We start from the raw sequence: 22089 nt of genomic DNA on the forward strand, positions 1-22089 counted from the left end.
CGTCAATGGCAAAACAATACGACTGCAGCAAGAGCTATGGCGGAGAAGAATACTTTGGGGCACCTATCGTAGCGTGTTGTCACCTATGAGGAGGATCAGGAAACAGTCCGGGGGGCCGTTTTCCCGACGATTGGCCAGTCCTTCAAGCGCCCGAACATGATCTCAATGTGTTACCTGGCAGCGCATGTTTACATACGCGAGAAGGCGTTTGCGACGTTTGTAACGGCGCTTGTCGTATTTGACAGGCTTTGTGCGGGACTTCCGGCCAGGGATGCACGGCTTTATACGCTTGTTTTCAAAGTATTCACGGAACCAGTCGGCATCATAACCCCAGTCGGCCCGAAGCCATTGTGCAGATGGAAGACTGCTCAGCAATGCCGCCGCGCCAGTACAGTCGCTGATCCGCTGCCCTCTCGCGGTTTGCGTGCAAACCGCGAGAGGGGATCATAACCGTCCCTGCCAAGCGGTTTTGCGCATGCCGAAAGCGCCGCTACCCATGTCACCCCACCACTTCCATCCATTGTAGAGATGGAGTGGTTGCCGCCCTCCCAAGGGGGCATCGTGATGTGCCAAAGTGGTGTTGTTCAACGCCACGCGAAGAGGAGGACGGCGAGATGAAGGATATGATGATTGGGGTCGATCTGGCAAAAAATGCTTTTCAGGTTCATGGTCCCCCTCGAACGGGGGAGGTTCGGTTCCGCAAAAAGCTGACGCGAACACAGTTTCCTGTGTTCATGGCTCAGCAGGAGCCCTGCCTGGTCATTTTTGAAGCTTGCGGCAGCGCGCATTACTGGGCGCGTGAGATGGAAGCAGTTGGCCATGAGGTAAAACTGATCGCGCCACAGTACGTTAGCCCGTTCGTTAAACGTCAGAAAAATGATGCTGCTGATGCTGAAGCGATCGTCATCGCTGCCCGCCAGCCGGAGATGCGTTTTGTTGAACCCAAAACGCTCGAACAGCAGTCTCGCGCAGCCTTATTCCGTGGCCGTGAACGACTGGTTCATCAGCGGACCGCGGATCTAAATGCATTGCGGGCGCTTCTATATGAGCACGGACATGTGTTTCCCGTAGGAATGCACCACCTCAATCGCATAACGGCCCTTGTAGAAAGAAGATAAAACCGTCGGGTTGCACGCACTGATCCGCGAGGAGTGCTTGGAGCTACTGGCACCTATTGCAGAAAAAACGGCGCGTGTCATCGAACGCACCACAAAACTCAAGACGCTGGCCGCCGAGTCAGACAGGGCGCGACTTTGCGGCTTGGCTGGGTCTTGTTCCCAAGCAACATTCTTCTGGAGGCAAGGAACGTTTAGGGCGGATGACCAAGGCTGGCCAAGCTGATATCCGACGCCTTCTGATCATTGGCGCAATGTCGCGATTAGGTTGGCTTGTCCAGCGCACCATTTTGAAGGGCAGCTGGTTGTCACGGATATTGGAGCGCAAACCCATGATGCTGGTTGCGATTGTGCTGGCAAACAAGATGGCCCGCCAAATATAGGCTATGCTGACGAAGAACGAAGATTACAGGGATTCGGCGCTGGTGGGCTCGGCATGATGTTCATGTCAAACTGCTAGCGATGGCGCCAAGGGAGTGTAAGTAGAAGACCCGAATGGGCAAAATGATCGAACAGATCCGGATAGGGAAAACCAGTAAGACCCTGAAAGTAAGAAAGCTCGGTGTTGAGATTTGGACCAGATCCGCTGATCACCATCCCGGCCCGCGGTTTTTGAAAATGCCGTATCTTGAGGCCTGACAAAAGTTCGCACTCGATCACAGCCCAACAGGGTCAAAAACTTCTTGCATTATGGACGGCAACCACAAAAAGCGTCTTAGCTGGGCCATATTCCTTTGGGGCATCACACTACCGCAAACCATTGCGATTGATGAATATAATTCCGCTCAGAACGCGCCCCCTTTCACGGTTTGTCTAGAAACCGTGAAAGGCAACGGATCATCCACGCGCGGCTTGCCATGGCGCTTCGGAAAAAACGGCCGCAGCCGCGCCGTTTGGTCTTCGTTCAGCCAGTAAAGATTGCTCATAGCGCACCATGTTCAGGGGGAATTGTATCACGCGCGCCGCCAGTCCTCACCAATTTAATGGGTCTGGAGCCTACCTAAGGTCGAACTGGCATCGGAATTAGATGGCACAACCATAGGTAGATATGGTATCGCATCACAACAAGTTGAGTAATTTCGGGATGGGGCATGATGGGCCAAATAGGACGCACGTCGGAACCGGCCGCAATTACCGCCCGCGCTGAAAGTTTTTCTCGCATCTTTGCGCAGCTTTGGGGCGCACGCGATGTAGCGGGGCTGGCCGCCCTGATGGCCGAGGACGCCGAGATGCTAAGCCTGACCGGCGGCTGGGCCGAGGGCCGCGCCGAGATTGAGGCCCTCTTGGCCAGCGAGTTTGCCGGTGCTTTTGGCCGGTCCCGCCTCGTTAGCGGCAAGACCCGTCTGCGCACGCTGGGACCGGGGACCGTCGTTTTGCAGCAACGCTTTGTGCTGTCGGGTTTGCTGGATGGGGAGGGGCGCGATATCGGACGCACCGGCGCGATGCTGATTGCGGTTCTGGTGGCTGGCCCTGATGGTTGGCAAGCCGTTACCCTGCAGTTTTCGGCAGTGGACCCTTAGCCAAGCAAGGCGCGCGCCGCCTCTCGGGCCGCCGCTGTGATGGTATCGCCTGCCAGCATCCGCGCAATCTCCTCGATCCGCTGATCGGGGGACAGAGGCGTGACGGTTGAAGTGGTCATCCCTTTGGAGACATTCTTTTCCACCCGCCAGTGATGTGCCCCAAGGGCCGCAACCTGAGGCGAGTGCGTCACGACCAAAAGCTGCGCCGTGGTGGAAAGCGCCGCCAAACGCCGACCAACAGCATCGGCGGTAGCCCCACCGACACCGCGGTCGATCTCGTCGAAAATCATGGTCAGCCCCGGCGTATTGCCCGCCAGACAAACCTTCAGCGCCAGCAAAAACCGCGACAGTTCACCGCCCGAGGCGATTTTGTTCAACGGCCCCGCAGGCGCGCCGGGATTGGTTGCCACAGTAAAGGCAACCTCATCCATCCCGTCCGGCCCTGCCTCCACTTGCGTGATCGCCGTAGCAAAAACCGCGCGTTCCATCTTCAGCGGGGCAAGCTCTGCCGCCATCGCCTTATCCAGCCGCTTTGCCGAAGACCGGCGCACCTCGGTCAGACGGGCCGCGCGGCGGCGGTAGGTGGTTTCGGCCTCGGCCAAGGCCAGATCGAGGGCGGCGAGGTTGCCCTCCCCCCCGTCGATCACCGCAAGCCTTTTGCGCAACCCTTCGGCGAAATCGCCCAAATCATCGGCCAGCACGTTATGCTTGCGGGCAAGCGCGCGAATGGCGAACAGACGTTCTTCCAACTGTTCCAGCTCATAAGGGTTGAAATCCAGCGCCGAAAGGCAATCTTCCACGCCGGTCTGCGCCTCATCCAGTTCCACCAGAACACGTCCCAAGGCAGAAAGCGCACCGTCCAAACGGCCCTCGGCACGATCGGCAACCCCTTCCAACCAGCGCAGGGCGTCGACCAACACGCCCTCGGCCCCTTGGTCGGACATCGCGGCTTGGGCGCGAGCAATATCACTGCGGATCTTCTCGGCGCTTTGCATGGAGCGGCGGCGCACGTCCAAGGTCGCCTCCTCGCCCGGCTCCGGGGAAAGCTTGTCCAGCTCTGCCACCGCGTGGCGCAGAAATTCCTCTTCGACCTTTGCGGCCGCAAGGGTCTCCTCGGCGCGGGATTTTGCGCGGCGGGCGGCGGCAAGGGCCGTCCATGCAGAACGCACCGGCCCCACATCAACTGACGCAAAACTATCAAGAATCAGGCGATGCCCGCGCGGATTCAACAGCCCGCGATCATCATGCTGGCCGTGCAGTTCCACCAGTGTATCCGAAAGGGCGCGCAATACCTCCCCGCTTGCGCGGCGGTCATTGATCCAAGCGGTCTTGCGGCCATCGGCGGTATTAATCCGGCGCAGGATCAGCTCATCCTCAGCCACGATTCCGGCCTCGGCCAATACGCCCCGCGCAGCGTGATCGGGCGACAGATCAAACACGGCCGTCACCTCGCCCTGATCGGCACCGGCGCGCACCAATTCGGCGCGCCCCCGCCAGCCCAGAACAAAGCCCAAAGCATCCAGCAGGATCGACTTGCCCGCGCCGGTTTCGCCGGTCAACACATTGAGACCCGGCTGGAAGTTTAGATCCAGCCGGTCAATGATCAACAAATCGCGAATTTCAAGCGAGCGGAGCATAGAGTTCTTCGCAGGCGCGCGCGCGCTCCATTCTTACAACCACTTACCCTGAATGACCTGCCGGTACACATTGCTCAGCCAGCTTTCGCCCTGCGCCTCCATCGACAATCCGCGACCTTTGAGAAGACGGAAACTGTCATCATAGAAGGGGCTGGATTGATAGTTGTGGCCTAAAATAGCCCCGGCCGTTTGCGCCTCGGCGGTCAGCCCAAGCGCAAGATAGGATTCGACCAAGCGGTGAAGCGCCTCGGCAGTGTGGGTCGTGGTCTGGAAATCCTCGACGACCACACGGAAACGGTTGATCGCCGCCGTATATTGCCCTTTTTTCAGGTAATAACGCCCGATTTCCATTTCCTTGGCGGCCAGATGGTCAAACGCCAGATCAAATTTCAGAATCGAGGAACGCGCATATTCGCTATCGGGATATTGCTCGATCACCTCGCGCATGCCCTGCAACGCTTGGAAGGTCAGGCCCTGATCACGGCCAACTTCGTCAATCTGGTCATAATAGGACAGCGCCAGAAGATATTGCGCATAGGCTGCATCTTCCTCGGCTGGATAAAGATCAAGGTAGCGCTGTGCCGAAGCGCGCGCATCCTCATAATTCTTGGCCTTGTGCTGCGAGAAGGCCTGCATGATCAGCGATCGTTTGGCCCATTCCGAATAGGGATAAAGCCGCTCTACCTCTGAGAAATACCTGATCGCGCTGTCGGGCTTGCGGCTGGTTTCCAGCGCAAGCTCCCCACGTTTATAGATCTCTTCTGCCGTCAGGCTTTCAAGAGGCACCTCTTTCGGCCCACCACCGGCACAGCCGGAAAGGCCCGCAGCAATCACAGCCGCCCAAATGAACCCTGCGCGTGACTTAACGCTTGTCATCTTCCGCCTACCCCATAATCCTGCCAATACCGACCACAACGGGTCCGGTTTGATACGTCCTAGCACAGAAAAATCCGCTGCGCAAAACGCCTTTCACCTTTTAGGGACGGTTATGCATGAACAGGGACATCAGAGCGCAAAACCCCAACGCCAGGCAGCTTTCTACCGGTCGGAAGGCCACATTCCACGACCTCCCAAGCCCCTGCTTGTGCAAAAAGGGCGCGCAAAAGGCGGTTGGTCATCGCATGACCGGCACGCAAACCGGTGTAACGGCCAAGAATCGGTCCGCCTGCCAGCGCCAGATCCCCGAGCGCATCCAGCATCTTGTGGCGAACCGGCTCATCCGCGTAACGCAACCCACCGGGGGACAGGACGCGGTCACCCTCAAACACCACGGCGTTGTCCAGATTGCCACCCAAGGCCAGACCATTGGCCCGCATCGTATCCACATCCGATTGACGGCAAAAAGTGCGGCTGTCGCACAGCTCACGCACAAAGGCGCCGTTCGACATGTTCAAGGCTTTTTCCTGATGGCCAATCGCGGCCTCGGCGAAATCAATGCTGAAATCGATCTCTAGCATGTCGGATGGTTCCAGACGTGCAACGGCATCGCCTTCGCGCACTTCGATGGTTTTCAGAACGCGGATCGCACGGACGGGCACGTTTTGCGTGCGCACGCCCTTGGCCAGCAGGCCCGATACAAATGGCCCGGCAGAACCGTCAAGGATCGGAACTTCGGGGCCGTCAATTTCGATCAAGGCGTTATGGACACCGCAACCGGCAAGGGCGGCCATGATATGTTCGATGGTCGACACGGAATGACCTGCCGCATTGGCGACAAGCGTGCACAGGCGCGACGGCACGACAGCATCCCAGCGCGCCGCAATCAGCGTGTCGCCTGTATCAATGTCGGTCCGACGGAACCAAATGCCATAATCAGCAGAGGCGGGCTTTACCACCATACGAACCGGCTTGCCGCTATGCAGCCCGGTGCCGACAAAAACCACTTCGGATTTGAGCGTATGTTGCACGATATCACCTTCTGGCCGTTTCTATTTCGTTGCCGTCCGCCTGCTCGATACGTTTGGTTTTTTCGCCAAACTCTGTACAGGTTTTCGGTGAATTTTACATAGACAGCCAGACACGCCGCAACAACTCACTCTTTGTGACCTTCTGTTACAAAACTGCAATTTAAACGCAGGAGACCGCCTACCCCACCACATCCCCTTGAAGTTAAACGAAAAAAGGGCCCGCTAGAGCGGACCCTTTTCCAATCATATTTGATCGGTTTAGTTGGCCTGACGGCGCAGGAAGGCTGGGATTTCAATCCGCTCCTGATCCGCGCTCATTTCCGGATCATCGTCATAGCTGGTGACAGGCGGCTGTTGCCGGGCAGCTTGCTGCTGTCCGGCAGGGCGTTCAGCGTGACCTTCGGGGTGGCCAGCCATGCGGTTGATCAGCGATCCGATGCCAAAGCGCGGGCGCGCGCCCTCAGCCGCGGCGGGACGGGCTGCCTGCTGGGGTGCAGGGGCAGCAGCGCTTGGGGCCGAACGTGCGGGGGCTTTGGAAACAGCCGCCTGCAGACGGGCCAAGGCTTCTGGCGAGGGGGAGCCAGCAGGGCGTGGGCGCGGCGCTACGAATTCCGAGGCATTCGCATCAAAGGCATTTGTCGCCGGGCGTGGCTGCGGGCGATAGGCAGGGGGTGGCAAATCATCGGCATGGGCCGTTTGCTGCTGCGGTTCCGCCTCATATTGCTGGGCTTCGACCTCTTGGTCGAACAAGCTTGGCGCGCGTTCTTGCACAGCGGCGGGGCGATGCTCTTCGCGGGCCGGGGCCTGTGCGACTTCTGCGGCACGGACTGGCGCGGGTTCTGGTTCCGCGTTTGGCGCAACAAAGGTCGGTGTCGGCAAAGGAGCCGCCATCGAGCGGCGCACAACAGGCTGCTCCGCGTTCGAGATATTGGCATCAATCCCGGTCGCAACCACGGAAACGCGCAAACGGCCTTCCATTTCGGTATCCAGCGTGGAGCCGACGATGATATTCGCATCCGGATCGACTTTTTCGCGGATGATATTCGCGGCTTCGTCCAGCTCGAACAATGTCAGGTCATAGCCGCCGGTGATGTTGATCAAAACACCCTTGGCACCATGCAGGCTGATTTCATCCAAGAGCGGGTTAGCGATTGCCTTTTCGGCGGCCTGAACGGCGCGATCGTCGCCCTCGGCCTCGCCGGTGCCCATCATCGCCTTGCCCATCTCATCCATCACCGAACGCACGTCGGCAAAGTCGAGGTTGATCAGGCCGGGGCGCACCATAAGGTCTGTCACACCCTTAACACCTTGATACAGCACATCATCGGCCAGCGCGAAAGCTTCGGTAAAGGTCGTACGCTCATTCGCCAAACGGAACAGGTTCTGGTTTGGAATGATGATCAACGTGTCGACAACTTTTTGCAGCGCCTCAATGCCGTCTTCGGCTTGCTTCATGCGCTTGTTGCCTTCGAACTGGAAAGGCTTGGTGACAACACCAACGGTCAAAACGCCCAGCTCCCGCGCGGCTTGCGCGATGATCGGGGCAGCACCCGTTCCGGTACCGCCACCCATGCCAGCCGTGATAAAGCACATATGCGCACCGGCAAGATGGTCAACGATTTCTTCGATAGTTTCTTCGGCCGCAGCCGCACCAACGGAAGGACGCGCACCGGCACCCAGACCTTCGGTCACTTTCAGACCCATCTGGATGGTCGCCGTCGCACGGCTTTGCGAAAGCGCTTGTGCGTCGGTGTTGGCCACCACAAACTCCACGCCTTCAAGTTGTTGGTCGATCATGTTGTTGACAGCATTGCCGCCAGCCCCGCCAACTCCGAAAACCGTGATCCGCGGCTTAAGTTCCTCGCGCTGCGAAGTCATCATCAAATTAAGTGCCATGTGCCAGTCCGCCTGCCTATGAATTTCCCTGCGCCTTTAGGTGGCGCTTTCAGTCCCGATATGCGCCATTATTACGCATAAGCGAGGCAAAGGTCACGCAGAAAACATGGTCTCGACACAAAATATGGGCGAATTTATGCCGTTTTTAACGGTATCTGGGGCAGTTGGGCCGATAGTGTGGTCACCAATTGTCCTTGAACCATTTCAAAGCGCGCTTTAGCGACCGCGCGGGGTAACGCTCTGCCGGAATATCGAAATCCCACCACTCGTCTTGCGGATGGGCGGCAAAAAGGCACAACCCCACCGCCGATGAAAACGCAGGGCCGGTTGCGGCCTGCGGCAAGCCTTGCACCCGCAACGGGCGACCAAGGCGCACCCGTTGCCCCAAGATCCGCGCGGCCAGCCCGTCCAGCCCCGGGATCTGGCTTGCGCCGCCGGTCAGCACGATCTGCTGGCTTGGCAAATGGTCAAAGCCTGCGGCATCCAGACGGGCCCGGGCCTCTTCCAAAATCTCCTCAACCCTGGGGCGCATGATACCGATCAGCTCCGTGCGGCTTACCTGACGACGGTCTTTTTCCCAATCGCCACTGTCACCACCAATCTCGATCATCTCGCGGTCATCCATGCCGGTGGCATGCACCCCGCCAAATTTGGTCTTGATACGTTCGGCCGTGGTCAACGGCACCTGCAACCCCTTGGAGATATCAGAGGTGACATGATCCCCCCCCATCCGCACGGAATCCGCATAAATCATGTGTTTCTTCATAAACACCGAAATGCCGGTCGATCCGCCGCCTAAGTCAATACAGGCCGCGCCCAGCTCTTGCTCATCCTCCACCAAGGAGGAAATCCCCGAAACATAGGCCGAGGAGGCCATGCCTGCCAGCTCCAGATCACAGCGTTTAAGGCAATAGATCAGGTTTTGCACCACGCTGGCGTCCACCGTCATCATGTGCAAATCGCACGACAGGCGGTTGCCGATCTGCCCCCGCGGATCGCCCAACCCGGTGCGGTGATCCAGTGCAAAGTTCACCGGCTGCGCGTGCAAAACCTCACGCCCCTCGCCCACATCCGGCACATCACAAGAGGCCAGAACCCGCGCAACGTCCTGCTCGGACACGACTGAATCTTCCAGCTCCCACTCTCCGACAAGGCCGTAGCTGCGTGGCTCTGCCCCTGAAAAACAGGCGATCACATGATCGACCCGCACATTCGCCATCTTTTGCGCCGATTGAACGGCCGTGCGGATCGCGCGCTCGGTCTCATTCATCACCGCGATTTCGCCAAAGCGCACCCCGCGCGACCGCGTTGTCGCCGCACCGATCACCCGAAATGATGATTGCCCCGCCATGGAGCCAACACCGTCCATCTCGCGCAAACCGTCACTATCGGAAAAGCGCAAGATCAGGCAACCGACCTTGCTGGACCCGATGTCCAAAATCGCGATCACGCCGCGCTGCATGGCGGCACGCCGGATGTTACGCATCGCGCGTTGGGTTTGGTAAAGATCGGTCATAGGTCATTCTCCGCAGGAATAATGCCGCGCTGACGGCGTAATTCGGCCAAGGAATAAGGTGCAAGCCGCAAGGAAGGGCGGGCCTGCAAACGAAGGTCAACAGCCGAGATGTCACGGGCCAGAACCTCTTGCGCCTGATCCAGCGCAATAAGACGTTCCAGCGCAAGAACGGGCTGATCGGTAGGCAAAAGGATGCGTTGATCGCGGTCCAGCACGATATCCCAGCGCCGGTTTCCCATGCGCACAAGCCCGCGCAGACGGGGCAAAAGCGGACCTGCAGAGGCAAATATCTGGCGCGCCTCGGCAATCGCCTTATCCGCCCCCTCGCCCGCGATCAGCGGAAGGTCGGGACGGTCACTGCGCGCCTCGACCTCGGCCACGCGCTTGCCGGTTTCGTCCACCAACCAAATACCCGCCGCATCACGCCAGACAAAGGCCGGTTCACGCTCTTTGATCACCACTTGCAAAATGCCGCCGGACTGGACCCGCACATCAACAGTACCGACCGCATAAAGCTGGGCCACCTTGCTGCGCGCCGCCTCCAGATCCAGATCAAGCGAGCTAAGCGGCAAGGGCAGCGCCAGCGCAGTGCGCACAGCCTCGGCCAGTTCCGGCGAGGCGCCCTCAACCGACAGCAGGGTCACCTGAAACTCGGGCCGGTTTTTGATCTTTTCGCGCATATCCGTATAGATCGAGGCCAGCGCATCGCGCCGCCCCTCATCCGCCAGATAGCCGCCGACCGCCACAGCCAACACAAGCGCAGGCAGGCCCACGCGCAAGGCCGCGCGCACCGAGGGCGTCAACCACAGGCGTTGCAACCGGTAGGCCATCCGGCTTGGCGCCGGATCGCGACGCTGGGCGCTTCGTTTCTGGCCAGCTATCGGTCGCATGAGGCATCCTCGACAATCGCGCGGCACAACGCTGGAAAGCTGATCCCTACGGCGGCGGCTTGCTCGGGTGCAAGCGAGGTGGGCGTCATGCCGGGCTGGGTGTTTGTCTCCAGTATGATCAGCCCGTCCAAACCGCGCGATGCATCCCAGCGAAAATCGGTACGCGACAGCCCGCGACACCCCAACGCCTGATGCGCCCGCAACGCGTAATCCTTGCAAGCCTTTGAAATATATTCCGGAACATCGGCCGGTATCACATGACGCGACCCGCCCACCGAATATTTCGCGTGATAGTCGTACCAGCCCTCAACAATGATATCGGTCACGCCAAGCGCGCGATCTCCCAACACAGAGGTCGTCAGCTCCCGCCCCGGCGCATAGGTTTCGACCATCACCACGTCGGGCATTTCATCCGACAATTGCGGCGGCGCGTTTGCCGCCTCATGCACGATATAAACCCCGACCGAGGACCCTTCATTATTGGGTTTGACCACATAGGGCGGCGGCATCACATGGCGCGCACAAACATCGGCCTTGCTGGCAAGGGTGCTGGTGACAACCGGCAGGTTTGCGGCCCGAAACGCGGCTTTGGATTTTTCCTTATCCATGGCAAGTGCCGAGGCCAAAACCCCCGAATGGGTATAGGGAATGCGCAACCATTCGAGCAGGCCTTGCACACAGCCATCCTCACCCCAGCGGCCATGTAGGGCATTGAACACAACATCAGGTTTGATTTCGGAAAGGCGTGCGCAAAGGTCTGGTCCGGCATCAACCGTAACCACCTTAAATCCGGCCTCCGTCAGGGCATTGGCGCATTCACGCCCGGATGACAAGGATACCTCCCGCTCTGCGGAAGGCCCACCCATCAAAACGACCACTGTGGAGGCTGCCCCGCTCGACATGCCAACCATATTATTTACTGCCTCAAGGCCTTTTGCGGCCCGTATTATTGTTTTTCAGCAAGCCTTTCGCCGACCCGCTTGATTTCCCATACTAGCCGTATTCCGCTGTGTTGGAAAACCCTATTTCGCACCTCTTCGCCCAATTCTTCTAGATCTGCGGCGGTTGCGCCACCCTTGTTGATCAAAAAGTTGGAATGCATCTCGCTCATCTGGGCGCCGCCGATGCTTGCGCCGCGCATTCCGGCATCGTCGATCACCTTCCATGCCTTCAACTCATGGCTGTCATCCGCCCGCCCCGTCGAGGAAAACCCCGCCGGATTGCGAAAGGTCGACCCAGCCGAGCGGTCCTTGGTCGGCTGTGTCGCATCACGTTTGGCCAGTTGATCGGCCATACGGGCATGCAATTCCTGCGGATCGCCCTTTGGCGCGCGAAAAGTGGCACCGATGATCACCGCCCCTTCGGGCAAATGCGATTGGCGATACGCAAATTCCAATGCCTCCGGGGCAAGGCTTTGCAAATGCCCCTGACGCGTAACCACATGGATTTCTTGCACCAAATTAGCGGTGTAATGCCCATAGCAGCCCGCGTTCATCCGCACCGCACCGCCAATGCTGCCCGGAATAGTCCGCAAAAACGTCAGGTCCAGCCCCGCATCCGCAGCCTTGCGCGCTACATGACTGTCTAATGAGGCGGCTCCCGCGGTGACGGTATCGCCGTCAATCACGATCGAATTGAACCCGCGCCCAAGCCGAATGACAACGGCCCGAAGCCCGCCGTCCCGCACGATCAGGTTGGAGCCGACCCCCATCGGAAACACCGGCACCTTTGGCGCAAGTGCGGCCAGAAACTGGCACAGATCATCCACATCCGCAGGCTGGAACAGAAAATCCGCAGGCCCGCCCACGCGCAGCCACGTCAGATCGGCCAACGTCCGGTTTTGGGTCAGGGTGCCGCGCGCTGCGGGCATCAGGAATGCGGGGTTTTCAGCCATTGCAAGAACCTGCCCCTATTCCGCGGGATGTGCGGATTTGGATTTCAACCAGCGCCAAAGATAGATCACCGGCCAGCGCAGCACCGAAGTGCCCATCGCCAATATGATCAACCCCACCACAGGGCCATTGCTCCACGTCACCCACCCCAAGATCGGAATGCCCACCGCGATCAGCGCATAGGCCGCGCGCCAGTGATTGTCGCGACTGGGGAAAAACCCCGTCACATTGGCCGCCACCAGCCAAAGAAATGCGACACCTAGCGCCATCTTTATGCGCCCTCGCCCTGCAAAAGGGCTGGCAGGCCGGTCGCCCATGTGGAGATTGTCCCTGCCCCAAGACACACAACCATATCACCAGGCCGTGCCTGCTCACGGACCAACCGCGCCAGATCGTTTTCATCCAAGATCGCGCGGGCATGACGGTGCCCATGGGCGATAAGCCCTGCAACCAGATCATCACGCTCTGCCCCCGGGATCGGGTCTTCGCCGGCACCGTAAACCTCGGCGATGGCGACCACATCCGCCTCGTTGAAACAGGTGCAGAAATCCTCAAACAAGCTCGACAGGCGGGAATAGCGGTGCGGCTGATGCACGGCGATCACGCGGCCTTTGGTGGCCTGACGCGCGGCACGCAGCACGGCGGCAATTTCCACCGGATGGTGACCGTAATCGTCAATGATGGTCACGCCGTCCACGACACCCACACGGGTAAAGCGACGATTGACCCCGCCAAATGCGGCAAGCGCCTCGCGGATCGCATCCATGCGCATACCAAGGAAACGGCACACGGCAATCGCGGACAAGGCGTTGGAAACATTGTGATCCCCCGGCATTGGCAAGGTGCAGCCCTCAATCACCATGGGGCGACCTGCCTCACGGGATTCGCCCTGCAAGGCCACATCGAAATGCGCGATGCCATCCTCATAGGTCAGGTTGACCGCCCGCACATCGGCCTGCGGGTTAAAGCCGAATGTCACCACGCGGCGGTCGGTGATTTTGCCCACCAGGGTTTGCACCTCGGGGTGATCGGTGCAGCAAACCGCCAAACCGTAAAACGGAATATTGGACACAAAGTCATAAAACCCTTGGCGCAGCGCGTCAAAGCTGCCCCAATGCTCCATATGCTCGGGGTCGATGTTGGTCACAATCGCGATGGTCGCGGGCAAACGGTTGAACGAACCATCGCTCTCATCGGCCTCGACCACCATCCATTCGCCAGCGCCCGCCCGCGCGTTGGAACCATATGCATGGATCACGCCGCCATTGATCACAGTCGGGTCAAACCCGCCCTTATCCATCAAGGTCGCAACCATCGTGGTGGTCGTGGTTTTGCCATGCGTGCCGCCAATCGCGATGTTGGATTTCAGACGCATCAACTCGGCCAGCATCTCGGCGCGGCGCACCACGGGGCGGCCCAAACGGCGCGCTTCCTCCAGCTCGGGGTTGCCCTTTTTGATCGCGGTGGAAATCACAACCACGGCCGCCTCACCGATATTCTCGGCGCGCTGGCCCTCAAACACCGTCGCGCCAAGCGTCACCAGACGGTCGGTGATTTTCGAGGCTTTGGCATCAGAGCCCTGCACGGAATAGCCAAGCGTCATCAACACTTCGGCGATGCCCGACATGCCGATACCGCCAATACCGATAAAATGGATCGGTCCCAATGCGACGGGAAGTTTGGTGGAGGCAATCATGGGTGGGCTCTTTCTGTCAGGCTTGTCACAAGGTCTACAAGGCGGTCCGTGGCATCCGCCCGCCCCAGCCCCAGCGCATTTCGCGCCATGGCCTGCGCGGCTTGCGGGTTTTCAAATACAGCCGCCATTTGCGCCGACAGGCTTTCGGCGTCAAGCGCTGATTCCGGGATCAGGATGGCGGCATCCGCACCGACAAGCCCGCGCGCATTGGCGGTTTGGTGATCGCCGGTCGCGGCGGCATAGGGGATGAAGACCGCAGGCCGTCCAATCACGGAAATATCCGCAACCGATGACGCCCCCGAACGCGAGATCACAAGCTGCGCCTCGCTAAGGCGTCGTGGGATGTCGTCGAAAAACGGCTGCACATCGGCATGGATACCGGCCTGCGTATAGGCCGCGTCAACGCGGGCCACATCCTCGGCGCGGGCCTGATGGGCCACGCGCAGGTTGGCGCGCAACGCCTCGGGCAAAAGCGCCACCGCAGCGGGCACCACATCAGACAGGATGCGCGCACCTTGGCTGCCGCCGATCACCACCAGCGACATCGGGTAATCGCCAGGCGCAATATAGCCCGCGCCCGCACGTTCCAGCACGCTGGCGCGCACAGGGTTTCCGGTATGGATCCCCGTCACGCCCTCGGGCAAATTCGTAGGCCAAGTGCCACAAGCCACCGCCATAACGCGGGGCGCAAATATCCGGTTCACACGGCCCAAAACGCCGTTTTGTTCATGAATCATCCGCGGCAGGCGCAGCATGGTTGCCGCAGCCAGCGCCGGAATAGACGGGTAACCACCAAAGCCCACCACAACGGCAGGCTTGTCACGCGACATCCCCAAAAGCGCGCCCAACACGCCGCCCGCAATGCGGAACGGCACGGCCACCTTGGCCAGAATCCCACCCCGCGCAAAGGTGGCCGAGGCGACTTGCTGCACCACGACCTCTTTCGGGAAGCCGCCGGTATAGCGCGCGCCACGCGCATCGGTGGAAAGCTTCACGCGCCATCCGCGTGCGACCATCGCCTCGGCCAAAGCCTGTGCAGGGAACATATGCCCGCCGGTGCCGCCGGCTGCGATCAACAAAAGTGGTGCCATCTGCCCAGCCCCCTTATCGCCCACGACGGAACAGGATTTCCCCGATCTGCCCTTGTGGTCGCGTTCTGGTCAGCGCCAGCAACATCCCAACGGTAATCCCTGCCGCAATCAAGGACGACCCGCCATAAGATACAAACGGCAACGTCATCCCCTTAGAGGGCAGCAACCGCACCGCCACGCCCATATTCACCATCGCTTGCACCGCAAAAATGCACGCCAACCCCGAGCCGGCAAGCCGGATAAAGGGATCACGTTCCCGCATCAACCGGAACAGCGACAGCACAACAATGGTGGCGTAAAGCCCGATGATGCACAGCACCAACAACAGCCCGTATTCCTCGGCCGCAACAGCGATGATAAAATCGGTATGCGCATCAGGAAGCGACCATTTCACCTGACCCTCGCCCACGCCCACGCCGAAAAACCCACCCTCTTGAATGGCATTGGTCGCATAGCCGATCTGGGTGCGTGGATCGATGTCGGGCGACAGAAAACCGTTGATCCGGCGGGCAAAGTGTTCCGAGTTTTCATAGGCAAACATCGCCCCCGCCCCGACCATCCCGATAACAGTGCCGATCAAAATCATCGGCGCACCGGCGATGAAATAAACCACCGACCAGCCAAAGATAATCAGGGCCGCTTGCCCGAAATCGGGCTGCAAAGCCAGCAGCAAAACCACGATAAAGGTGATGAGAAAGGACATGGATTTACCACGCGGCCCGTTCACCTCTTGTGCCGCGGCCATCAGCCAAGCCGTCAGCACGATGAAACCGGGCTTCAAAAATTCGGACGGTTGCACCGAGGCAAAGCCAAAGCTGATCCAGCGCACCGCACCCTTGCCAAAATCCGTCCCGATTACCGGCAAAACGGCCAATGCCGCAAAGGCGCCCAAAAAGCCCAGCACCCCCAAGCGGCGGATCATCAGCGGCGGCATCATCGAAACGCCCAGCATCACTGCAAGGCCGATGGTGCCGAAAAACGCTTGCCGTTTGACGTAGTAAAACCCGTCCAGCCCGTTGCGCTGCGCCAGCGGTACCGAAGCTGCAAGCCCAAGCAAAAGCCCGATGCCAAAAAGCGCGAAAACCGCCGTTAGGGACCAGCGATCAATGCTGCGCCACCAACGTGGGAGAATGGGGTCCACCACCCGACTGGGTGAGGAACCATAGACCATGTCAGTCATGGGGTACCGCCTGATTTTGCCTGCATACTGCCGTCATGCCCGGATGTGTCCCCGGATCTTCCCCAAAGTTTAGCGAAGATCGCGCGCCATGGCTAGAGGGAAGCGCAAGCCCGACCCTTCAAAACGGATTTTTAAGGGCAGAGGCTTTGACGGAATGCAGGCAAAATCGCTCTAAGGTAAAGAACGCCGCCGGCGTTACCCGCCAAGCGACACTTTCACGCAGGCGCAAAAATCATCTCCGCGCTTCTCGAAGTTCGGATATTGGTCAAAAGAGGCCGCCGCCGGGGCGAGCAACACCACATCCCCTGCCTCGGCCTCGGCGGCCGCACGCTCCACCGCGACGGCCATGGTTTCGCACAGCTCATAAGGGGTGTCGCCCAGCTCCAGCGCGAAATCACGGGCGGAATGGCCGATCAGATAGGCTTTGGCAACAGCACCCAAATAGGGGACCAACCCCTTGATGCCGCCCTCTTTGCCCATGCCGCCCGCAATCCAGCGAATGCGTGCAAAGGCCTGCAACGCCTTGGCCGCACTATCGACATTGGTCGCCTTGCTGTCGTTGACAAAGCGCACACCGTCCCGCTCGCCCACCAGTTGACTGCGATGCGGCAAGCCGCCAAAGCTGCGCAGCGCCTGCTCTATCACCTTCGGGCCGATCCCGAGGCTGCGCACCGCCGCATAGGCCGCACAAGCGTTTTGATGGTTATGCGCCCCCGGCAGCCCCGCAATGGCACGCAAATCAATCGAGGCCACCTGCCGCCCCTTGCGCCATTCGCTCAGGAACCCCTTGCGTACAAAGACCGACCAGCCGAACCCCTCCAGCTTTTGCCCCGAAGAAATCCGGATCACCCGATCATCCTGCGGCCCTTCGGCCATTTGTCCGGCAAGAAACTGCCCCTCCACCTCATCCACACCGATCACGGCGCGGTCAGGCCCACCCTCGGCGAACAAGCGGCGTTTGGCGGCGAAATAGCCCCCCATGCCGTGATGGCGATCCAGATGATCGGGCGAAAGATTGGTGAAAACCGCGATGTCGGGGGTCAACGACCGGGCAAGCTCTGTCTGGTAGCTCGACAGTTCCAGCACGATCACCTCACCGTCGATGCCCGGATCGATATCCAAAACACCGCGCCCGATGTTGCCCGCCATCTGACACGGCCTGCCCGCCACCTCTAGGATGTGATGGATCAGCGCGGTCGTGGTGGATTTGCCGTTTGAACCCGTCACCGCAATCACGCGGGGCGTGGTGTCAAACCCGTCCCAATCATCATTGGCAAAGCTGCGAAAGAACAGCCCGATGTCATTGTCCACCGGAACGCCGGCCTTTAGGGCGGCGGCGATCACGCGGTTGGGTTCAGGGTAAAGATGCGGGATACCCGGTGATGTGATAAGGGCCGCGACCCCATCAAACGCGCCGTTGCGGCCCAGATCGGAAATCTCGAAGCCTTCGGCCTGCGCGGCCTCGCGGGCCTCGGCGCTGTCATCCCAGACGACCGGCACGGCACCGCCCGCCAGCAATGCCCGCGCCGTCGCAAGGCCGGACCGCCCAAGCCCCAGAACAGCAACCTTCTGGTCAACAAAACAGGTAACAGGAATCATGGCGCGCCTTTCAAACAGGTTTGGCCGCACAATGGGCGGGCAAGGCGGGGGGGTTCAAGCCCCCTTTACGCCCGGCTTAACGCAGTTTCAACGTGGCAAGCCCGATCAGCGCAAGGATCAACGAGATAATCCAGAAACGGATGACGATCTGCGGCTCTGCCCAGCCTTTCTTTTCAAAGTGGTGATGGATCGGCGCCATCAAAAACACCCGCCGTCCCGTGCGCTTGAAATAAAGCACTTGGATGATGACCGACATCGCCTCCACCACGAACAAGCCGCCGACGATTGCCAAGACGATCTCATGCTTGGTGCAAACCGCGATGGCACCAAGCGCGCCGCCCAAAGCCAGCGATCCGGTATCGCCCATGAACACCGCCGCTGGCGGGGCGTTATACCACAAGAACCCCAATCCCCCGCCGAAGAGGGCCGCAGTAAAGATAAACAGTTCACCCGTGCCGGGAATGAAATGGACCCCCAGATAATCGGTATAGTTATAGTTGCCAACGATATAAGAAATAACACCCAAGGTAGAGGCCGCAATCATCACCGGCATAATCGCAAGCCCGTCCAGCCCGTCCGTCAGGTTCACCGCATTGGCCGAACCGACAATCACAATCATCCCGAAGGGCACAAAGAACCAGCCAAGGTCAAGCAGCACATTCTTGAACACGGGCAAAGCAAGGTTGTAGGAAAGCGCCTCAGGGTGGTAATGCGCCGCCGCGGCCGTAGCCAGAAAGGCAATGATCAGCCCAAGGACAATACGCACCCTGGACGATACACCCTTGGTATTTTGCTTGGAAACCTTGGCATAATCATCGGCAAAGCCGATCAACCCAAAGGAAAACGTCACACCCAGCACGATCCAGACATAGGGGTTGTCCAGCCGCGCCCAAAGCAGGGTCGAAAACAACAGCGCCGACAGGATCAGCAAGCCGCCCATCGTCGGCGTGCCCACCTTGGCGAGGTGCCCTTGCGGGCCGTCATCGCGGATCGGCTGGCCCTTGCCCTGACGACGCCGCAGCATATTGATCAGCGGTTTGCCAAAGATAAACCCGAAGATAAGTGCGGTAAAAAACGCCATTCCTGCGCGAAAGGTGATGTAGCGAAACAGGTTAAAAACATCGCCGCCGTCCGAAAATTCAGTAAGCCAATAGAGCATTCACGCGTTTCCTTGATGTAGGGCGCTGGGTTGCCCCAATTTACGCAAGGCGTCAACCACCCTGCTAACCTTGATGCCCTTGGACCCTTTGACCAGCACAATATCGCCCGCATCGACCAGTTGCGCCGCCTTGGGCAACAGCTCCTCGGCGGCTTCAACCCAATGGCCGCGCTTGGATTTGGGCAAGGCGCTGTGCAGCGCGCGCATGCGGGGGCCAACGCAATGGACAAGTGTGATATGCGCCAAGGCGGGGTGATCCGCGAGGGCGGCATGCAACGTGTCTTCGGTCGGGCCGAGTTCCAGCATATCGCCCAGAACCGCAATGCGGCGCCCCTTGCTGATACGGCCAACGCGGTCGGTCGGCTGACAGGCCGCCAGCAAATCGAGCGCGGCCGAAACCGATGCCGGATTGGCGTTGAATGCATCATCGATTAACCCGAAAGAGAGCCCCTCGACATCGTCCAGCATGATGACTTCGCGTGTTCCGCGCCCTGCGGGCGGTGCCCAATGGCCAAGGTCGGTCGTGGTGATCGCACGGTCAAAATCCAGCGCATCCGAGGCCGCAAGCACGGCCAGCGCATTGGCCGCAAAATGTTTTCCCGGTGTCGCAAGTTTAAAGAGCATATCCTGCCCCGCCTGCCGCGCCCGCGCGATGGTGGCAAATTCGGTGATCTGCACATGCGTCAGCCGGTAATCGGCCTGCGCATGGGTGCCAAACAGCACCGTGCGCACACCCGCCAATGACGCCCGCGCCGTCAGGATCGGCGTCACCGTCAGATCGGCCGGCAGGATTGCGGTCCCCCCCTCCACCAACCCGTCGAAAATCGCGGCTTTCTCTTGGGCGATGCCCGCGACATCCTCAAACGCCTCCAAATGGGCCGAGGTGACGGTGGTGATAATCGCCACATGCGGGCGCGCCATTTGTGACAGGGGCGCAATTTCGCCGGGATGGTTCATGCCAATCTCGATCACCGCAATATCGGCATCCGCAGGCATCCGCGCCAGCGTCAGCGGCACACCCCAATGGTTGTTATAGCTGGCCTCGGCGGCATGCACCGTCCCTTGCCCCGCAAAAGCCGCACGTAACATATCCTTGGTCGAGGTCTTGCCAACCGAACCCGTAACCCCGATCACCCGCGCCGAAGTCCGCGCGCGCGCAGCACGGCCCAGATCCTCCAGCGCCTTCAACACATCCGGCACCACCAGCAGCGGCGCATCCTCGGCAACCCCCTCGGGGATATAGCTGACAAGCGCTGCGGCGGCCCCTTTGGCCAAGGCGGCGGCAACAAAATCATGCCCGTCGCGCACATCCTTTAGCGCCACGAACAGATCGCCCTTTTGCAAGCTGCGCGTATCAATGGAAACGCCGCTTGCAACCCAGCCGATGGGAGAGCGGCCCCCTGTGGCTGCAATTGCATCTTGGGCGGTCCAGAGCGACGTCATGGTAGTATCCTTTTAGTATCAAATGGCCGGCTCAATGCGCCGTGCCGAAAATATCAAGCGGTCTGTGTCAGATCATGCCGTCAAGGGCAGCCACCGCGATCGAGGCCTGCTCGACGTCATCAAACGGGTAAACCTGCCCCTTGATCGTCTGGCCGGATTCGTGGCCCTTGCCCGCAATCAACAAGGCATCACCGGGACCAAGACTGTCGACCCCGCGCAAGATCGCCTCGGCCCGATCACCAACATTGCTGGCTTCGGGGCATGCGGCCATAATTGCGGCGCGAATGGCGTCCGGATCTTCGGATCTGGGGTTATCATCGGTGACGATTAGCACATCGGCATGTTCGGCTGCGGCCTTGCCCATCAACGGGCGCTTGGTGGTATCACGGTCCCCGCCCGCCCCAAAGACCACCACAATACGCCCCATAACATGCGGGCGCAGCGCCCTCAGCGCGGTTTCCAACGCATCAGGGGTATGGGCGTAATCGACAAAGACGCTGGCGCCGTTTGCGCGGGTCGCGGCCAGTTCCATCCGTCCGCGCACGCCTGTCAGCTGCGGCAGCACCGCAAACACCCGTGCCGGATCATCGCCGCCCGCAATCGCAAGCCCTGCGGCCAGCACAACATTATCCGCCTGAAACCCGCCGATCAGCGCAAGGCGGACTTGATGCGCCTCGCCCAGCCATTCGATGCGAACATCCTGACCCGTCGCATCGAAACGCTGGCCCAGAATGCGCAGATCGGCCGTGCCTTTGCGGCCCACGCGCAAAACATCCTGTCCGCGATCCTCGGCCAAGGCGGCCATATCCTCACCGCGCGGATCATCGATATTGACAACGGCAACGCCATCCTCGGGCAAAATCCGCGTGAAAAGCCCCGCCTTGGCATCGAAATAGGCGTCAAAGCTGTGGTGATAATCAAGGTGATCTTGGGTGAAATTGGTAAAGCCCGCTGCATCAAGCCGCACACCATCAAGGCGGCGCTGGTCCAGCCCATGCGATGAGGCCTCCATCGCGGCGTGGGTGATCCCGCCCCCCGAGGCATCGGCCAAAAGCCGGTGCAGGGTGATCGGCTCGGGCGTGGTATGGGCGCAGGGCGCATGCCATGCCCCCTCAACCCCCGTGGTGCCAATGTTGATGGCGGCATGATCCAACGCCATCCAGATCTGACGTGTAAAGGTCGCGACCGAGGTTTTGCCATTGGTCCCCGTCACCGCGACAATCGTTTCAGGCTGAGCGCCCGACCAAAGAGCTGCGGCATAGGCCAACGCCTGCCGCGCATCCTCGGTCACGATCAAGGCCGCATCGCCCAGATCATCGCGCGCAATCGCCGCGCCCTCGGCATCGGTCAAAATGGCCGCGGCCCCGCGTGCCACGGCCGCACGAATATATTCCGCACCGTGAATGACCGAACCGGGCAAAGCGGCAAATAGCACGCCTTTGGTCACGGCGCGGCTATCAACGCATAGCCCTGTGATATCGGGATTTGCCCCAGCGCGCGCCGTCAGGCCAAGGTCGGAAAGTTTTGTGGCCTGTGTCATCGCCCTGT

Annotated in this window: 18 protein-coding genes and 2 pseudogenes; 2 read left to right on the forward strand and 18 right to left on the reverse strand. The window is 60.0% G+C overall.

What is annotated here, in order from left to right:
• Positions 1–2: 2 nt before the first annotated feature.
• A pseudogene (locus tag EOK75_RS04460) lies at positions 3–405 on the reverse strand (transposase); the annotation flags it as partial.
• A gap of 209 nt (positions 406–614) precedes the next feature.
• Here EOK75_RS04460 and EOK75_RS21800 point away from each other — a divergent pair.
• Positions 615–1498 (forward strand): annotated as a pseudogene (locus EOK75_RS21800) (IS110 family RNA-guided transposase).
• Between the two features lie 402 nt (positions 1499–1900).
• Here the strand turns inward: EOK75_RS21800 and EOK75_RS20750 are convergent.
• Positions 1901–2041, reverse strand: a complete 141-nt coding sequence (locus EOK75_RS20750; RefSeq protein WP_168199094.1) for a hypothetical protein — start codon at positions 2039–2041, stop codon at positions 1901–1903.
• A 165-nt stretch (positions 2042–2206) separates the two neighbouring features.
• Here EOK75_RS20750 and EOK75_RS04470 point away from each other — a divergent pair, with 165 nt between their 5' ends.
• Positions 2207–2635 (forward strand): YybH family protein, encoded by a 429-nt coding sequence (locus EOK75_RS04470; RefSeq protein WP_240794021.1) that lies wholly within the window; start codon positions 2207–2209, stop codon positions 2633–2635.
• Here EOK75_RS04470 and recN read toward each other — a convergent pair.
• From recN to EOK75_RS04550, 16 genes are all read right to left on the reverse strand, one after another.
• Positions 2632–4272 (reverse strand): DNA repair protein RecN, encoded by a 1641-nt coding sequence (recN, locus tag EOK75_RS04475; RefSeq protein ID WP_137192781.1) that lies wholly within the window; start codon positions 4270–4272, stop codon positions 2632–2634. The genes EOK75_RS04470 and recN overlap by 4 nt on opposite strands.
• A gap of 33 nt (positions 4273–4305) precedes the next feature.
• Positions 4306–5148, reverse strand: coding sequence for an outer membrane protein assembly factor BamD (locus EOK75_RS04480; RefSeq protein ID WP_137192782.1), 843 nt, complete (start codon positions 5146–5148; stop codon positions 4306–4308).
• A gap of 110 nt (positions 5149–5258) precedes the next feature.
• Positions 5259–6179, reverse strand: a complete 921-nt coding sequence (lpxC, locus tag EOK75_RS04485; protein WP_137192783.1) for a UDP-3-O-acyl-N-acetylglucosamine deacetylase — start codon at positions 6177–6179, stop codon at positions 5259–5261.
• Between the two features lie 258 nt (positions 6180–6437).
• Positions 6438–8075, reverse strand: coding sequence for a cell division protein FtsZ (gene ftsZ, locus EOK75_RS04490; RefSeq protein WP_137192784.1), 1638 nt, complete (start codon positions 8073–8075; stop codon positions 6438–6440).
• A gap of 181 nt (positions 8076–8256) precedes the next feature.
• Positions 8257–9591, reverse strand: coding sequence for a cell division protein FtsA (ftsA, locus tag EOK75_RS04495; protein ID WP_137192785.1), 1335 nt, complete (start codon positions 9589–9591; stop codon positions 8257–8259).
• Positions 9588–10481 carry a cell division protein FtsQ/DivIB gene (locus EOK75_RS04500; protein ID WP_137192786.1) on the reverse strand — a complete coding sequence of 298 codons (894 nt, stop codon included), beginning with the start codon at positions 10479–10481 and terminating at the stop codon, positions 9588–9590. The genes ftsA and EOK75_RS04500 overlap by 4 nt, the downstream gene beginning before the upstream one ends.
• Positions 10469–11347 (reverse strand): D-alanine--D-alanine ligase, encoded by an 879-nt coding sequence (locus EOK75_RS04505; RefSeq protein WP_240794022.1) that lies wholly within the window; start codon positions 11345–11347, stop codon positions 10469–10471. Before EOK75_RS04505 ends, EOK75_RS04500 begins: the two co-directional genes overlap by 13 nt.
• A gap of 80 nt (positions 11348–11427) precedes the next feature.
• Positions 11428–12354 carry a UDP-N-acetylmuramate dehydrogenase gene (murB, locus tag EOK75_RS04510; protein WP_137194285.1) on the reverse strand — a complete coding sequence of 309 codons (927 nt, stop codon included), beginning with the start codon at positions 12352–12354 and terminating at the stop codon, positions 11428–11430.
• Between the two features lie 36 nt (positions 12355–12390).
• Positions 12391–12642 (reverse strand): DUF2484 family protein, encoded by a 252-nt coding sequence (locus EOK75_RS04515; RefSeq protein WP_420821919.1) that lies wholly within the window; start codon positions 12640–12642, stop codon positions 12391–12393.
• 2 nt (positions 12643–12644) lie between these two features.
• The gene (gene murC, locus EOK75_RS04520) at positions 12645–14069 is read right to left on the reverse strand and encodes a UDP-N-acetylmuramate--L-alanine ligase (protein WP_137192787.1); all 1425 of its coding nucleotides are present in this window, start codon (positions 14067–14069) and stop codon (positions 12645–12647) included.
• A complete protein-coding gene (locus EOK75_RS04525) occupies positions 14066–15160 on the reverse strand; it encodes a UDP-N-acetylglucosamine--N-acetylmuramyl-(pentapeptide) pyrophosphoryl-undecaprenol N-acetylglucosamine transferase (protein WP_137192788.1) in 1095 nt (364 codons plus the stop codon). Before EOK75_RS04525 ends, murC begins: the two co-directional genes overlap by 4 nt.
• A gap of 13 nt (positions 15161–15173) precedes the next feature.
• Complete coding sequence (locus EOK75_RS04530; RefSeq protein ID WP_137192790.1) at positions 15174–16340, reverse strand: peptidoglycan glycosyltransferase FtsW; 1167 nt, start codon at positions 16338–16340, stop codon at positions 15174–15176.
• A gap of 195 nt (positions 16341–16535) precedes the next feature.
• On the reverse strand, positions 16536–17939 hold the full coding sequence (gene murD / locus EOK75_RS04535) for a UDP-N-acetylmuramoyl-L-alanine--D-glutamate ligase (protein WP_137192791.1): 1404 nt from the start codon (positions 17937–17939) through the stop codon (positions 16536–16538).
• Between the two features lie 76 nt (positions 17940–18015).
• Positions 18016–19098: a phospho-N-acetylmuramoyl-pentapeptide-transferase gene (gene mraY, locus EOK75_RS04540; protein WP_137192793.1), complete on the reverse strand. Its 1083-nt coding sequence runs from the start codon at positions 19096–19098 to the stop codon at positions 18016–18018.
• Positions 19099–20541: a UDP-N-acetylmuramoyl-tripeptide--D-alanyl-D-alanine ligase gene (locus EOK75_RS04545; protein ID WP_137192795.1), complete on the reverse strand. Its 1443-nt coding sequence runs from the start codon at positions 20539–20541 to the stop codon at positions 19099–19101. It lies immediately after the preceding gene.
• 67 nt (positions 20542–20608) lie between these two features.
• Positions 20609–22081: a UDP-N-acetylmuramoyl-L-alanyl-D-glutamate--2,6-diaminopimelate ligase gene (locus EOK75_RS04550; protein WP_137192796.1), complete on the reverse strand. Its 1473-nt coding sequence runs from the start codon at positions 22079–22081 to the stop codon at positions 20609–20611.
• Between the last annotated feature and the right edge of the window lie 8 nt (positions 22082–22089).

Origin of the sequence: Pseudorhodobacter turbinis (genome assembly GCF_005234135.1) — a bacterium.
In the GTDB taxonomy this organism is placed as follows: Bacteria; Pseudomonadota; Alphaproteobacteria; order Rhodobacterales; family Rhodobacteraceae; genus Pseudorhodobacter; species Pseudorhodobacter turbinis.

Excerpts from the sequence above, each read along its gene's own strand:
- EOK75_RS20750 (WP_168199094.1), bottom strand. The coding sequence starts at position 2,041 with ATGAGCAATCTTTACTGGCTGAACGAAGACCAAACGGCGCGGCTGCGG.
- EOK75_RS04470 (WP_240794021.1), top strand. The coding sequence starts at position 2,207 with ATGATGGGCCAAATAGGACGCACGTCGGAACCGGCCGCAATTACCGCC.
- recN (WP_137192781.1), bottom strand. The coding sequence starts at position 4,272 with ATGCTCCGCTCGCTTGAAATTCGCGATTTGTTGATCATTGACCGGCTG.
- EOK75_RS04480 (WP_137192782.1), bottom strand. The coding sequence starts at position 5,148 with ATGACAAGCGTTAAGTCACGCGCAGGGTTCATTTGGGCGGCTGTGATT.
- ftsZ (WP_137192784.1), bottom strand. The coding sequence starts at position 8,075 with ATGGCACTTAATTTGATGATGACTTCGCAGCGCGAGGAACTTAAGCCG.
- ftsA (WP_137192785.1), bottom strand. The coding sequence starts at position 9,591 with ATGACCGATCTTTACCAAACCCAACGCGCGATGCGTAACATCCGGCGT.
- EOK75_RS04500 (WP_137192786.1), bottom strand. The coding sequence starts at position 10,481 with ATGCGACCGATAGCTGGCCAGAAACGAAGCGCCCAGCGTCGCGATCCG.
- EOK75_RS04505 (WP_240794022.1), bottom strand. The coding sequence starts at position 11,347 with ATGGGTGGGCCTTCCGCAGAGCGGGAGGTATCCTTGTCATCCGGGCGT.
- EOK75_RS04515 (WP_420821919.1), bottom strand. The coding sequence starts at position 12,642 with ATGGCGCTAGGTGTCGCATTTCTTTGGCTGGTGGCGGCCAATGTGACG.
- murC (WP_137192787.1), bottom strand. The coding sequence starts at position 14,069 with ATGATTGCCTCCACCAAACTTCCCGTCGCATTGGGACCGATCCATTTT.
- EOK75_RS04525 (WP_137192788.1), bottom strand. The coding sequence starts at position 15,160 with ATGGCACCACTTTTGTTGATCGCAGCCGGCGGCACCGGCGGGCATATG.
- EOK75_RS04530 (WP_137192790.1), bottom strand. The coding sequence starts at position 16,340 with ATGACTGACATGGTCTATGGTTCCTCACCCAGTCGGGTGGTGGACCCC.
- murD (WP_137192791.1), bottom strand. The coding sequence starts at position 17,939 with ATGATTCCTGTTACCTGTTTTGTTGACCAGAAGGTTGCTGTTCTGGGG.
- mraY (WP_137192793.1), bottom strand. The coding sequence starts at position 19,098 with ATGCTCTATTGGCTTACTGAATTTTCGGACGGCGGCGATGTTTTTAAC.
- EOK75_RS04545 (WP_137192795.1), bottom strand. The coding sequence starts at position 20,541 with ATGACGTCGCTCTGGACCGCCCAAGATGCAATTGCAGCCACAGGGGGC.
- EOK75_RS04550 (WP_137192796.1), bottom strand. The coding sequence starts at position 22,081 with ATGACACAGGCCACAAAACTTTCCGACCTTGGCCTGACGGCGCGCGCT.